This window comes from Herminiimonas sp., from assembly GCF_030645555.1.
GTDB lineage: Bacteria > Pseudomonadota > Gammaproteobacteria > Burkholderiales > Burkholderiaceae_D > Oxalicibacterium.
Genome location: NZ_JAUSME010000236.1, coordinates 1 through 13726, shown reverse-complemented (window position 1 = coordinate 13726; position 13726 = coordinate 1). Strand labels below are relative to the sequence as shown.

Annotated in this window: 14 protein-coding genes; 13 read left to right on the top strand and 1 reads right to left on the bottom strand. The window is 56.2% G+C overall.

Annotation, left to right across the window (positions count from 1 at the left end):
* From Q7T06_RS09230 to Q7T06_RS09170, 13 genes are all read left to right on the top strand, one after another.
* On the top strand, window positions 1-1291 hold a 1291-nt coding region (locus tag Q7T06_RS09230), incomplete at its 5' end, for a class I tRNA ligase family protein (protein WP_304783874.1).
* Window positions 1292-1380: 89 nt separating this feature from the next.
* Window positions 1381-1905: an LPS assembly lipoprotein LptE gene (lptE, locus tag Q7T06_RS09225; protein ID WP_304783870.1), complete on the top strand. Its 525-nt coding sequence runs from the start codon at window positions 1381-1383 to the stop codon at window positions 1903-1905.
* Entirely contained in the window at window positions 1905-2921 is a 1017-nt protein-coding gene (gene holA, locus Q7T06_RS09220) for a DNA polymerase III subunit delta (protein WP_304783867.1), read from the top strand. Before lptE ends, holA begins: the two co-directional genes overlap by 1 nt.
* A 103-nt stretch (window positions 2922-3024) precedes the next feature.
* Entirely contained in the window at window positions 3025-4290 is a 1266-nt protein-coding gene (locus Q7T06_RS09215) for a glutamate-5-semialdehyde dehydrogenase (RefSeq protein ID WP_304783864.1), read from the top strand.
* A gap of 164 nt (window positions 4291-4454) precedes the next feature.
* Entirely contained in the window at window positions 4455-4874 is a 420-nt protein-coding gene (locus tag Q7T06_RS09210; RefSeq protein ID WP_304783861.1) for a CopD family protein, read from the top strand.
* 16 nt (window positions 4875-4890) lie between these two features.
* Window positions 4891-5493, top strand: coding sequence for a 2-hydroxychromene-2-carboxylate isomerase (locus Q7T06_RS09205; RefSeq protein ID WP_304783858.1), 603 nt, complete (start codon window positions 4891-4893; stop codon window positions 5491-5493).
* Window positions 5494-5615: 122 nt separating this feature from the next.
* Entirely contained in the window at window positions 5616-6845 is a 1230-nt protein-coding gene (locus tag Q7T06_RS09200) for a class I SAM-dependent RNA methyltransferase (RefSeq protein ID WP_304783855.1), read from the top strand.
* Window positions 6846-6934: 89 nt separating this feature from the next.
* The gene (locus tag Q7T06_RS09195; RefSeq protein WP_304783851.1) at window positions 6935-7309 is read left to right on the top strand and encodes a VOC family protein; all 375 of its coding nucleotides are present in this window, start codon (window positions 6935-6937) and stop codon (window positions 7307-7309) included.
* Between the two features lie 174 nt (window positions 7310-7483).
* Complete coding sequence (locus Q7T06_RS09190) at window positions 7484-8173, top strand: YafY family protein (protein ID WP_304783848.1); 690 nt, start codon at window positions 7484-7486, stop codon at window positions 8171-8173.
* A gap of 108 nt (window positions 8174-8281) precedes the next feature.
* Window positions 8282-9760 carry an NAD-dependent succinate-semialdehyde dehydrogenase gene (locus tag Q7T06_RS09185; protein ID WP_304783845.1) on the top strand — a complete coding sequence of 493 codons (1479 nt, stop codon included), beginning with the start codon at window positions 8282-8284 and terminating at the stop codon, window positions 9758-9760.
* Between the two features lie 97 nt (window positions 9761-9857).
* Window positions 9858-11126: a multidrug effflux MFS transporter gene (locus Q7T06_RS09180; protein ID WP_304783840.1), complete on the top strand. Its 1269-nt coding sequence runs from the start codon at window positions 9858-9860 to the stop codon at window positions 11124-11126.
* A gap of 124 nt (window positions 11127-11250) precedes the next feature.
* Window positions 11251-12180 (top strand): GGDEF domain-containing protein, encoded by a 930-nt coding sequence (locus Q7T06_RS09175; protein WP_304783837.1) that lies wholly within the window; start codon window positions 11251-11253, stop codon window positions 12178-12180.
* A gap of 224 nt (window positions 12181-12404) precedes the next feature.
* Complete coding sequence (locus Q7T06_RS09170) at window positions 12405-12632, top strand: hypothetical protein (protein WP_304783834.1); 228 nt, start codon at window positions 12405-12407, stop codon at window positions 12630-12632.
* 135 nt (window positions 12633-12767) lie between these two features.
* Here the strand turns inward: Q7T06_RS09170 and Q7T06_RS09165 are convergent.
* The coding region (locus Q7T06_RS09165) for a patatin-like phospholipase family protein (protein ID WP_304783831.1) at window positions 12768-13726 on the bottom strand (959 nt) is incomplete at its 5' end.

The following is a 13726-nucleotide window of genomic DNA, read 5'->3' as shown; positions in this document are numbered from 1 at the left end:
TTGCGGTGCGGTGCCGGTCCCGGAAAAAGATTTGCCGGTCGTGCTGCCGGAAGACTGTGTGCCGGACGGCAGCGGCAATCCGCTCAACAAGCACGAAGCCTTCCTCAAATGCGATTGCCCGAAATGCGGCAAGCCGGCGCGTCGCGAAACCGACACGATGGATACCTTCGTCGATTCATCCTGGTATTACATGCGCTATACCTCGCCGCAAGGCGCGCCAGGCAGCGTCGACAGGATGGTCGACGAGCGCAATGATTACTGGATGCCGATGGACCAGTACATCGGCGGCATCGAGCACGCAGTGCTGCATCTGCTGTACGCCCGCTTCTGGACCAAGGTCATGCGCGATTTCGGCCTGATCAAGTTCGACGAACCGTTCACCAATCTGCTCACGCAAGGCATGGTGCTCAACGAAACGTATTTCCGCGAAGAGGCAAACGGCAAGAAGACCTGGTACAACCCGGCCGACGTGCAACTGGAACTCGATGAAAAAGGTAGACCGGTTTCCGCCACCCTGATCAGCGACCGCCAGCCGGTCGCCATCGGCGGCACGGAAAAAATGTCGAAGTCGAAAAACAATGGCATCGATCCGCAAGCGCAAATCGACCAGTACGGCGCCGATACTGCGCGCCTGTTTACGATGTTCGCTTCGCCGCCGGAACAGACGCTGGAATGGTCAGGCACCGGCGTTGAAGGCGCGAACCGTTTCCTGCGCCGCGTATGGGCTTATTCGTACAACCAGACCGGGCGTATTGCCGCTGCCGCTGCATTCGACTTTACCAAACTGCCGGAGACGCATAAAGCCTTGCGCCGCGAATTGCACAAGATCCTGCAGCAGGCCGACAACGATTACAAACGCATCCAGTACAACACCGTCGTTTCCGCCAGCATGAAGATGCTCAATACGCTGGAAGGCGCCAAGCTGGACGAGTCGGCGGCATCGAATGCGGTCATCAGCGAAGGGCTGTCGATCTTCCTGCGCATCCTGAACCCGGTTGCACCGCACATCACGCATGCGCTGTGGCAGGAACTAGGCTTTGCGAAAATGCATGGCGATATACTCGATGCGCCATGGCCGCAAGTCGATGCATCGGCACTGGAGCAGGCGGAGATTGAAATGATGATCCAGGTCAATGGCAAACTGCGCGGCAGCATCGTCGTCGCCAGGGATGCCGACAAGGCCACGATAGAGGCGGCGGCGCTGGCCAATGAAGCAGTGCAGAAATTCATCGAAGGCACGCCGAAGAAAATCATCGTGGTGCCCGGCAAGCTGGTCAATATCGTTGCCTGATTTTAAGCAATGAATTTGCAGCATTTGTTTTTGCGTATTCGTTTTTTTAAGTATTCGTTTCTTAAGTATTCTTTGATGCAGGATTATCCATGCTAAAAAATCGCCGTCTGCTTTGTATCGCTCTGGCTTCTACCGTCATGCTGTCTGCATGCGGTTTTAAATTGCGCAGTTCGATACTCGGCAATAACCTGCCGTTCAAGTCGATTTATCTCGCGGTGCCTGAAGCATCGACGCTGGGCAACGAGTTGCGGCGCTATATACGCGGCAGCGGCGAGCTGGAGATCAAGACCGTGCAGGCAGAAGCCGAAGCGACGCTGGATTTCCTGACCGAAGTGCGGGAAAAAGTCATCCTCTCGCTCAACAGCCAGGGCCGCGTGCGCGAATACGTGCTGTATTACCGCGTCACCATCCGTGTACGCGACAGCAAGAATGTGGAACTGCTGCCGCCGACGCTCATCACCCTGAAGCGCGATATCAGTTACAACGAATCGCAGGTACTGGCCAAGGAATCAGAAGAAGCGATGTTGTATCGCGACATGCAATCGGATCTGGTACAGCAGATTTTGCGCCGCATCGCTGCCATCAAGCCGGTGGCTGTTGCAAAAGTAGAATAATGCAGCTGCGCATAGATGCTCTCGCCACGCATTTGAGCAAGCCGCTCGCCGGCTTGTATGTGATCACGAGCGATGAACATCTACTGGCGCTGGAAGCGGCCGACAAGATACGCAAGACTGCACGCGCGCAGGGTTACTCCGAGCGCGAAGTGCTGGTAGTCGATCGCAGCTTCAAGTGGGGCGAACTGCTGGCAGCGAATCAATCGCAATCGCTGTTCGGCGACAAGAAACTGATCGAGTTGCGCATCCCGACCGGCAAGCCGGGCAAGGATGGCGGCAAGGCCCTGCAGGATTATGCCGCTTCATTAAGCCCGGACAATGTCACGCTGATCACCCTGCCCAAGCTCGACTGGGCCACGCAAAAAGCAGCATGGGTAGCCAGCCTGCAGCAAGCCAGCGTATATATCGACATCCCGCTGGTCGAACGCGCGCAACTGCCGGCATGGCTGGGCGTGCGGCTGGCAGCGCAGCATCAAAGCGCCGATCGCGCCTGCCTGGACTTCATCGCCGATCGCGTGGAAGGCAATCTGCTGGCGGCGCATCAAGAGATACAGAAACTGGCCCTGCTTTATCCTGAAGGCGTGCTGAGTTTCGAACAGATACACGATGCAGTGCTGAATGTCGCCCGCTACGATGTATTCAAGCTCAATGAAGCGATGCTGAGCGGCGATACACCACGCCTGGTGCGCATGCTGGAAGGCTTGAAAGGCGAAGGCGAAGCATTGCCGCTGGTGTTGTGGGCGGTTGCCGAAGAAATTCGTACCCTGCTGAAGCTGAAATCCGGCGTCGCACAAGGCCGACCCTTGAGCCAGTTAACGAAAGAACACCGCATCTGGGGACCGCGCGAACGGCTGATAGAACCAGCCTTGCGCCGGCTCAAGCTGGCGACGCTGGAAGGCGCGCTGCAGGAAGCGGCACAAATCGATAAGATGGTGAAGGGCTTGCGGGCGAAAAAATTTTCCGGCGACGCATGGGATGCGATGCTGCAGCTGGGCCTGAAAATCGCCCGCGGCTGAAAATCTATACCAAAGCGCGCTCACGGCATCCTGCAGTATGCATGGCCGACAGTTTCAGGCTTTATCAATTGATTAATCGACAGACCAACCATTCCTACGCAAAATGGATATCCAGCAATACATGAAAGAAGTCGGTCAGCGCGCACGCAAGGCATCGCGCGCCATGGCCAAGGCTGACACGGCCACCAAGAACCAGGCATTGTCACTGATCGCGGCTGCGATCCGGCGCGATGCGGATGCACTGCGCGCCGCCAATCAGCTGGATCTGGACGCCGCACGCGCCAGCGGCCTGGCGCCCGCGCTGCTCGATCGCCTGACCTTGTCCGACAAGGCCATCACCACCATGGCTGAAGGCCTGGAGCAGATCGTCGCCCTGGCCGACCCTATCGGCGAAATCTCGAACATGAAGTATCGCCCGTCCGGCATACAGGTAGGCCAGATGCGCGTACCGCTCGGCGTAATCGGCATCATTTACGAAGCACGTCCCAACGTCACCATCGATGCAGCAGGCTTGTGCATCAAGAGCGGCAATGCCACGATATTGCGCGGTGGCTCGGAAGCCATCCATTGCAACCAGGCGCTGGCCAAGCTGGTCCATGAAGGTCTGGCCGCTGCCGGCCTGCCCGCCGATGCCGTGCAAGTCGTCGCCACCACCGATCGCGCCGCCGTCGGCGAAATGATCACGATGCCGCAATACATAGACGTCATCGTGCCGCGCGGCGGCAAGGGTTTGATCGAGCGCCTGATGAAGGAATCGAAGGTGCCGATGATCAAGCATCTGGACGGCATCTGCCACGTCTATATCGACGACAAGGCCGATCTGACCAAGGCGCTGGATATTGCATTCAATGCCAAATGCCATCGCTACGGCACCTGCAACACGATGGAAACCCTGCTGGTGGCGCGTGCTGTTGCACCGACCATATTGCCGACGCTCGCCAAACTGTATGCAACCAGGGAGGTCGAATTGCGCGGTGACGATGAAGCGCGCGCGATACTGGCCGGCTATGCGCATCTGAAAGCAGCCAGCGCAGAAGACTGGAGCACCGAATATCTGGATGCAATACTGGCAGTGAAAATCGTCGCCAACATGGATGAAGCGATAGACCATATCAATACTTATTCGTCGCAGCACACCGATTCCATCGTCACCGAGGATTACACGCGGGCGATGCGCTTCTTGCGCGAAGTCGATTCGGCATCGGTGATGATCAATGCATCGACGCGCTTTGCCGACGGTTTCGAATACGGACTGGGAGCCGAAATCGGCATCTCGAACGACAAGCTGCATGCGCGCGGCCCGGTCGGTCTGGACGGCTTGACCTCATTGAAATATGTGGTCTTTGGGCATGGCGAAGTACGTGCGTAATGCAGTGAAAGCGGCCATGCAACGGAGTACTGCCTTGCAAGGCAGCACCGTTACGCAGGCGCAGGGCAATGCCCTGCGAATTCCCTGCTGCACCATGGCGAAGTACGTGCGTAATATCGTGCATGATTCTTCGCCCATCCACTTAAGCCTCATCGGAAAATAGCATGCTCTGGATTAAATCGCTGCACATCGTGTTCGTCGTTTCCTGGTTCGCCGGCCTGTTTTATCTGCCGCGCATCTTCGTCAATCTGGCGATGGAAAATGACGCGACCAGCACCGCGCGGCTATTGCTGATGGCGCGCAAGCTGTATCGCTTCACCACGATACTGGCAGTACCAGCGCTGGTATTCGGCCTTGCCTTGCTGGCTTACGGCTTCGGCCAGGGCCCCGGCAATGGCTGGCTGCACGCGAAGCTCGCGCTGGTGGTCGTCGTGATCGGCTACCACCATGCCTGCAGCCTGCTGCTGAAAAAATTCGAGCGCGGCATCAACCAGCGCAGCCATCAATGGTATCGCTGGTTCAATGAAGCGCCGGTGATCCTGCTGCTGGCGATCGTCATCCTTGTCGTGGTTAAACCGTTTTGATTTTTCTGGAGTTGCGATGACCAAGGTATGTGAATATTATTTTGCTCCACAATCTCCGTGGACCTATCTGGGACATGCGCGCCTGATCGCCATCGCCAAGCAGCACAATGTACAGATCGAGATGAAGCCATGCGATCTGACCAAGGTTTTCAATGCTGCCGGCGGCTTGCCGCTCGCCAAACGGCCGCCGCAACGGCAGGCATACCGGCTGGCAGAGCTGGCGCGCTGGCGCGACCACCTGGGCTTGCCACTCAACCTGCAGCCTAAATTCTTTCCCGTATCCGGCGATGCTGCGGCGCGCCTGATCATTGCAACGAAATTTGCCCACGGCACCGATGCCGCACTGGCGCTGACAGGAACCATCATGCGTGCGATATGGGCGGAAGAAAAAAACATCACCGACCCGGACACGCTGATCGCATTGGCCAATGCCGCCGGCCACGATGGCCAGGCTTTGCTGAAGGCGTCGGAAACCGCCAGCGTGCAGGGTGAATACGAGCAATTCACCAACGACGCGATATCAGCTAATGTATTCGGCTTGCCCTGGTATGTCGTCGACGGGGAAGGATACTGGGGTCAGGACAGGCTCGATTTTGTCGAGCGCGCATTACAGAAATAGTCACACCGGAAACAGCAAAAAACAGCAACAAGCAGCAGCAAACAGCACTACCCCTAAGCTCAGGACGCATCATGTTGATACGGTCCTGCAGCAATGTTTACTACGGATAAAAGGTACTCCAGATGTCATCATCACATTCCTATTTTTGCCCATGCCCACGCGGCCTGGAAATCGCACTGGCCGAAGAACTCAACGAGATCGCGGCAGCGCCCGGCAGCGGCAACACGCTCAAGGTGCATACGCAAGTCCCGGGCGGCGTGCACTGTTCCGGCACGCTACAGGATGCCTATCGCATCAATCTGTATTCGCGCATCGCTTCGCGCGTCCTGATGCGTCTCGCCCATGGCAGTTACACCACTGAAAACGATATCTACGATTTGACACTGGCGCAGCAATGGGAAGACTGGTTCGGCGTGCAGCACACGATACGCATCGACGTCACCGCGATCAAGTCGCCGCTGCGCAGCCTGGAATTCACCACGCTGAAAATCAAGGATGCAATCTGCGACCGCTTCCGCGATCTCTGCAACGAGCGTCCATCGGTAGACACCAAGATGCCGGATATGCGCATCGTCGGCTTTCTCGATGCGCGTCATTTCACGCTGTATCTGGATACGTCGGGCGAAGCCTTGTTCAAGCGCGGCTGGCGGCTCGATACCGGCGATGCGCCCTTGCGTGAAAACCTGGCGGCCGGCCTGTTGCGCACCGCCGGCTGGAAGCCGGGCATGGTGCTGTTCGACCCGATGTGCGGCTCCGGCACGATACTGGCTGAAGCCGCGCAAATGCTGGCTGGCATACCGCCGGGCTTGCGCCGCAATTTCGCATTTGAAAAATTCAACGATTTCAATGCTGCGGAATGGCTGGCAATCAAGAACAACGTCAAGCCGAATGTACTGCCGGCCGAGCCGACGATATTCGGCAGCGACATTTCCGGCGACATGGTCGCAATGACGCGCAGCAATCTGAACAAGGCCGGCATAACGTTCGACGTGCCGCTCAAGCAAATCGAGGCGCAGGAAGTCAAGGCGCCTAGCGAGACGCCGGGCATACTGCTGACCAATCCGCCGTATGGCGAACGGATAGGCGTACGCGGCGACAGCACGATAGAAGACGACGATATGGCGAAGGAATTCTTCAGCGCATTCGGCACCACGCTCAAGCAGCGTTTCGCCGGCTGGCACGTGTTCCTGTTTACCGCCGATCTCGGCTTGCCAAAACTATTGCGCCTGAAGGAAGCACGCAAGACGCCATTCTTCAATGGCGCTCTCGAATGCCGTCTGTTCCGCTTCGACATGGTGGCCGGCTTCAATCGCCGCGAACAAGCCAAGCCCAAGGCCGATCAGGCAAATTAAGCGTTTTTCATAAAGTCTCCTGACACCATGCTGTCAGGAGCACTGCTGCATGATGCATCCTGCCATTTGGCATTTTCTGCGAGCACATCATGCATACAAAAATAAACTGGTTCGAAATTCCATCCACCGACTTTGGTCGCGCCACGCGTTTTTATGAAGCGTTGTTCGATACTACCTTGCGCCTCGAAAAACCTGATTCCGATTCGCTGGAGATGGCATTATTCAGCGATGCCGGCGGCATACCATGCGGCTGCGTTACGCATGGAGAAGACTATGTGCCTGGCAGCAGCGGGACGCTGATCTATCTGGATGCCAGTCCGTCTATCGATGCGGTACTGGCACGCATAGAACCCGCCGGCGGAAAAATCCGCTTGCATAAAATGGAGCTGCCGAATGACATCGGCTTCATTGCGCACTTCATCGATACCGAAGGCAATCTGCTGGCGCTGCACGCACAACACTGAACCGTCGCCAGCCAATAACTGGACGACAAGACGTGCATTTGTCAGAATGAGGCAACGCTTCATTCTGATTCTTCCTCCACTCATCATCGGAGTACCCGATGTTTTATCAAGTCTCTCGCCTGCACTGCCTGATCGCTTTCAAGGCCGAAGAAATCTTCCCGCGTTGCCGTCATCATGCGTCGCGCTGAACGCCTGTTCCAGATCGCCCAGTATTTGCGCGGTCGCCGGTTAACGACAGCACGCCAATTGGCCGACTGGCTGTACGTATCGGAGCGCACGATTTATCGCGATATCCGGGATTTATCATTATCGGGTGTTCCGGTCGAAGGCGAGGCTGGCGTAGGCTACCGTGTCAAGGCCGGTTTCGATTTGCAACCGCTGATGTTTTCGACCGACGAGATTGAAGCGATGGTGGCCGGCATGCGCATGGTGCAAGCCTGGGGCGGACCACAACTGGCAGCATCGGGGGCCGCTGCACTGGCGAAAATCACACTCGCCTTGCCACGCGAGAAACGCGACTTCGTCGAAGCAACGCCCATGTTTGCGCCAGACTTCCATATCAACCAGGCACATGGTGCAAGGCTGGAAAGCATACGCCAGGCGATTGGAAAACAGCACAAGCTGCAACTGGATTATGTCGATGCAAGGCAACAGGCAACACGCCGTACAATCTGGCCGCTGGCCTTGTATTTCTGGGGAGATTGCTGGTCTATCGCAGCCTGGTGCGAGACGCGTAGCGACTTCCGTTCTTTCCGCCTTGATCGTGTACGCACCATCGATATTGCCGAACGCTATGCCAGTACCAGCGGTCGCCGCCTTGCCGATTTTGTACGTACCACCAAACGCGACAAGCTATGCTCCTGACATGGTCTGCATGTCAGCTTATGTGCAGATGCCATTTCATTTAAGTCCTTCCCAGCGCAACTGCGGTGAATCAGCTATCCTTTTTCTTTTACGATGCAGGAGAGCTTCATGTTGTGCGCTGCCAATAACACCTTCCATTTGCAAGACCCCTCGCTGCTGCGCAATCAGGCTTACATAAATGGCGCATGGATCACGGCGGCTACGCAGTTTGCAGTCACCAATCCAGCCGATGGCAGCACGCTGGGCACGGTGCCGAACATGGGTGCAGAAGAAACGGAAAATGCCATCCAGGCGGCACAATCTGCTTTCCCTGCCTGGGCGGCAAAAACCGGCAAGGAGCGCGCCATCATCATGCGCAGATGGTTCGACCTTATCATCGCCCATGCCGACGATCTGGCCGCCTTGATGACAGCCGAGCAAGGCAAACCGCTGATTGAATCCAAGGGCGAAGTGATCTACGGCGCCAGCTTTATCGAATGGTTTGCCGAAGAAGCCAAGCGCGTCAGCGGCGATGTGCTGGCATCCACCTGGAGCGACAAGCGCACGCTCGCGATCAAACAACCGATAGGCGTATGCGCATCGATCACGCCGTGGAATTTTCCGATTGCGATGATCACACGCAAGGTTGCACCTGCGCTGGCAGCGGGTTGCACCATCGTGATCAAGCCGGCCGAGCAGACGCCATTATCGGCGCTGGCAATTGCGGAACTGGCGCATCGCGCCGGCATCCCCGCAGGCGTGATCAATGTGGTCACGGCCGATGCGGACAACTCAATCGCCGTCGGCAAGACCATATGCGCCAGCCCTGTCGTGCGGCACGTATCGTTCACCGGTTCGACACCGGTAGGCCGGATCCTGATGCAGCAATGCGCACCCACGATCAAGAAAATTGCGCTCGAACTCGGCGGCCACGCGCCGTTCATCGTCTTCGATGATGCCGACCTGGATGCGGCCGTCGCAGGCGCGCTGCAATCAAAATATCGCAATGCCGGCCAGACCTGCGTCTGCACTAACCGCTTCTATGTACATACATCGCTATACGATGCCTTCGTCGAAAAACTCGCAGCCGCTGCATCCAAGATCAAGGTCGGCAATGGTTTCGAGCAAGGCGTATTGCAAGGGCCGCTGATCGATGAGCCGGCGATCCTTAAAGTCGAACAGCATGTCAGCGACGCAGTGGGCAAAGGTGCGCGCGTGATCACCGGCGGCAAAAAACATGCACTGGGCGGCCGCTTTTACGAACCGACCGTATTGTCTGATGTCAGCAGCAACATGACCATCATGCATGAAGAAACCTTCGGCCCGGTTGCTGCCGTCGTCAAATTCGAGACGGAAGAAGAAGTGATAGCCGCCGCCAACGATACCGACTTCGGTTTGGCCAGTTATTTCTATACGCGCGACATAGGCCGCGTCTGGCGCGTCGCCGAAAAACTGGAATACGGGATGGTCGGCATCAACACCGGTCTGATCTCCAACGAAGTCGCGCCTTTCGGCGGCGTCAAGCAATCCGGCCTCGGGCGCGAAGGCTCCAAGTACGGGATAGAAGAATATCTGGAAATAAAATACCTTTGCATGGGCGGCATCTAACGCCGCCCTGCTGAAAAAAAACAGAGTCCATCGCATCCATGTGCAGGCATCGCGGATAGCGCTGCAATTTTTTCAAAGAAGAAAAGAATAGAAACTGATGCCTGACGAACTCAAGTCCAGCAACACGCCGCTCAAAACGGTAGCCATCACCAGCAGTGCGCTTGCCGTCATGCTGGCGGGATTGTCGATGCTGGGACCGTTCTCTATCGATACCTATCTGCCGGCGTTTCCGAATATCCAGGCATCGCTGGGCGCCAGCCCGCTCGAAGTGCAGCAGACACTGACTGCATACATGTTTTCATTCGCAGTGATGATCCTGTGGCATGGCGCCTTGTCGGATGCGTTCGGGCGACGCAATATCATCCTGGTCTCACTCGCCGTGTTCGCAGTCGCCACGCTCGGTTGCGCCGCTGCGCACAGCATAGAATATCTGTGGGCCTTCCGCATGTTGCAGGGGATTGCGGCCGGCGCTGGTGTGGTCATAGGGCGCGCCATCATACGCGACCTGTATGCAGGCGCGGCAGCGGAGCGCCTGCTATCGCTGGTAACGATGATCTTTTCGATTGCACCAGCGATTGCACCGATACTTGGCGGCTGGATCGTCCAGCGCATGGACTGGCGGGCAATTTTCCTGTCGCTGTTTGCCTATGCCGTGCTGCTGCTGATTTATTGCTACAAGCGTTTGCCTGAATCACTGCCGCGCGACAAACGCCAGCCATTCAATCCGGAATTTCTGTACCAAAGCTACCGGCGTGTATTCCGCTCGCCACTCTTTCATTTGAAGGCAGGAACAGTGGCCTTCAATTTTGCCGGCTTGTTCCTGTATGTCGCTGCCGCACCGGTTTTCCTGGTTGAACATCTGGGACTGGGAGCGGATCAGTTCGGCTGGCAATTCGTACCTACGGTAGCGGGCATCTTCTTGGGTGCGCTGGCCGCCAACCGGCTGGCGGGCAATATACCGATGGCGCGGCAAGTGCTGATCGGTTTTACCTTCCTGATCGGCGCCGCATCCTGCAATGTGCTCTACCACGCATTGTTTCCACCCATGCTGCCGTGGTCGGTGATGCCACTGTTTTTCTACACCATAGGCATGTCGATGGTGGCGCCCGGCGCAACCTTGCTGGTGCTCGACCTGTTCCCGACCATACGCGGCATAGTCGCGTCTTGCCAGTCGTTCACGCTGACGATGCTGGGGGCGCTGATGGCGGGCGTGATAGCGCCGGTGCTTTCGCACTCGCCACTTGCGCTGGCGGCAGGACAACTGGCTTGCACGCTGATTGCATTGAGCCTGTGGCTGGGCGGACGCAACTATAGACGCTTGCTGGATGTACGGCGAGAGAAAAACCCGCAGGAAACGATAGAGTGACCGCTACAGCGATTTTTGCTAATCTTGCCATTGGACAAGCAAAAAACACATTACTACTGTTCGCCCTACATGAGTGCGAACCACGCCCTGCCTCAATAAAAATCATAGCCATACGGGAGATACGATGATTCATGATTTCACTTCGGCGACCCATGCAACCATACATTTTTTACGTGAGAAATTCGGTTTCGACTTATGGATGGTGACGCGCACGGAAGGTAACGACTGGATCGTATTGGCGGTGGAAGACTCTCACTACGGCACCAGGGAAGGCGCTGTTTTCCGCTGGTCGGATTCGTTTTGCTCACGCATGGTGGCCGGACTGGGCCCGCGCATAGCGCCGCAATCAGATTTGATACAGGCATACGCAGAGGCCCCGATTGCCGACATGCTCGAGATAGGTGCTTACGTCGGTGTGCCCATCACCCGCAAGGATGGTTCACTGTTCGGCACACTTTGCGCAATCGATCCGGCACCGCAATCAGAACAGATCAGGGAAGGACAGGCACTGATCGAATTGATGGCTGACTTATTGAGCAGCCTTTTGCATGCCGAATTGATGATAGCCGATACGACACGGCGTGCAGAACGGGCAGAAGCCGAAGCCTCACGCGATGCATTGACCTCGCTATACAACCGCCGCGGCTGGGACCAGTTAATTGAGCGAGAAGAAGATCGCTGCCGGCGCTATGGCAATCCAGCCTGCGTGATTTCGGTTGATCTTGATGCGCTGAAAGAAGTCAACGATACGCTGGGACATGCTGCCGGCGACAAATTGCTGGTGGATGCAAGCAATGTCATGCGTGATGTCGTGCGCCTGAATGACATCGTGGCAAGAATCGGCGGCGATGAATTTCTCATCCTCGGCATTGAATGCAATGTCACGGATACGGAAGTCCTGCTGCAGCGCTTGCGCGACAGTTTCGATAGAGCGGGTATCAAGGCATCCCTCGGTGCAGCCAATCGCAAACCCGAGCTGGGCTTGATCGCCGCCTGCGCAGAAGCGGATGCCCGCATGTATGAAGAAAAGAAACGCAGACAGCAAACGCAGTAGTCATCATCAATGATGGAGTTGAGTCAGCCACCGGAACATTCAGCCACGATAAAACCCTGCCCTTCTTAACGAAATCCTCACATCAGACGCTGGGTCCAGACACTGAAAATATATGCCGGATATTCCAGAAAAGACGTCAACCGCATTATTTCGCTGGCGTTATGTAGAAACGAACTGAAGACATGGTTCGCACCTTTTCATCAAATTTTAAAGAGAGCATACAAATGAATAAATTACTCGCTGCCCTGGTTGCTGGTCTGTTTGCTTCCACCGTTTTTGCTCAAGCTGCTGCTCCTGCAACCCCTGCAACGCCGGCAACCCCTGCTGCGGCATCTGTCAAAGCTGATGCAAAAGCAGAAGTCAAAGCCCCAAAAGCAAAAGCTAAAAAACAAAAAACCAGCAAGAAAAAAGCAAAGGCAGCTGCTCCAGTTGCAGCTCCTGCAGCCAAGTAATCGGCAACAAATAAAAAAGACAGGCTATGCCTGTCTTTTTTATTGCCTGCGCCGGATACTGGCGAGGCAGTTTTTTATTTAAAATTCCCGCCGCCCTGCCATCCCCGCCATTACATCGTGCTGAATGCATACATCTCAATCGCTGCGTTGCGCCTTGATATCCTCCAGCAATTTCAAAAAATCCGGCGACTCATGCATCAGTGCAGTGGCTGCTGCGCGCAATTCCGCGATCGTTTTTTTAGGCAAATACAGGGACGTAGGCACGTTCAACAATTCTTCCCGCTTGCCTTCATCGGCCAGATTCTTGAGTCCGATATTGATGTAATAGACTGAAGGCGGCACCGTGCCATTCTGCTGCGCCCTGGTTTGCGCAGACTCGCGCCAACGATCGATGCCGGACTGCATTGCACGCTCGGACTCTTGCGTATAACGTGCAATCGGAATATCGCTGATCGCGCGCACCACATCCCGCAAGCCGGGTACATCGGCGCTGCGATCAATCAGATGCTCAGGATCGTTCTGTGCATTGACGACAATGACGACCAGTTTTTCCATCTCTTCCAGACGAAAATCGCGCTCTACGGCCTGGCTGCCTATCATCGTTTCCATATCGAGTATGCCGCGTATGCTGAGATTGTCCGCCAGGCCGCCATCCAGCAAATGGATATAAGGACGCTTGCTGCGATCGAGATAACTGAACAGCTCCTGGGTGCGTGCACGCGAGCTGGCGGCGGCTTGGCCTGGCAGATGATTCGACGCCGCTTCCTGCATCGCATCCGGCACTTGATAGCCACAAGCTCCAGCATAGTTCCACAGCGTCACAGGAGAAAAAACCAGCGGCACTGCACTCGATGCAGCCACCGCGCGCGCAATCGGAAACTTGCTTAAATCCGAACACAGGAAATTGAATGATTCCTGAATGAAATCGAAGCGCGCACCAGACGACATATCGGTCGCACTGATGATGACAAACGGCCCCTTGCGCTTGTTGACCAGATCATCGAAGGTGGCCTTGTTGAACAGCACTTCATCAAGTTGTTCTTCCAGCAGATCGGAACGGCCGAAACGCGGCGAACTCAAACGCCACTGGTTGG

What these genes read in the sequence shown, in the direction of transcription:
- Q7T06_RS09210 (WP_304783861.1), top strand. Translation starts at nt 4,455, where the DNA reads ATGCTCTGGATTAAATCGCTGCACATCGTGTTCGTCGTTTCCTGGTTC.
- Q7T06_RS09180 (WP_304783840.1), top strand. Translation starts at nt 9,858, where the DNA reads ATGCCTGACGAACTCAAGTCCAGCAACACGCCGCTCAAAACGGTAGCC.
- Q7T06_RS09190 (WP_304783848.1), top strand. Translation starts at nt 7,484, where the DNA reads ATGCGTCGCGCTGAACGCCTGTTCCAGATCGCCCAGTATTTGCGCGGT.
- Q7T06_RS09195 (WP_304783851.1), top strand. Translation starts at nt 6,935, where the DNA reads ATGCATACAAAAATAAACTGGTTCGAAATTCCATCCACCGACTTTGGT.
- Q7T06_RS09215 (WP_304783864.1), top strand. Translation starts at nt 3,025, where the DNA reads ATGGATATCCAGCAATACATGAAAGAAGTCGGTCAGCGCGCACGCAAG.
- holA (WP_304783867.1), top strand. Translation starts at nt 1,905, where the DNA reads ATGCAGCTGCGCATAGATGCTCTCGCCACGCATTTGAGCAAGCCGCTC.
- Q7T06_RS09170 (WP_304783834.1), top strand. Translation starts at nt 12,405, where the DNA reads ATGAATAAATTACTCGCTGCCCTGGTTGCTGGTCTGTTTGCTTCCACC.
- Q7T06_RS09185 (WP_304783845.1), top strand. Translation starts at nt 8,282, where the DNA reads ATGTTGTGCGCTGCCAATAACACCTTCCATTTGCAAGACCCCTCGCTG.
- lptE (WP_304783870.1), top strand. Translation starts at nt 1,381, where the DNA reads ATGCTAAAAAATCGCCGTCTGCTTTGTATCGCTCTGGCTTCTACCGTC.
- Q7T06_RS09205 (WP_304783858.1), top strand. Translation starts at nt 4,891, where the DNA reads ATGACCAAGGTATGTGAATATTATTTTGCTCCACAATCTCCGTGGACC.
- Q7T06_RS09175 (WP_304783837.1), top strand. Translation starts at nt 11,251, where the DNA reads ATGATTCATGATTTCACTTCGGCGACCCATGCAACCATACATTTTTTA.
- Q7T06_RS09200 (WP_304783855.1), top strand. Translation starts at nt 5,616, where the DNA reads ATGTCATCATCACATTCCTATTTTTGCCCATGCCCACGCGGCCTGGAA.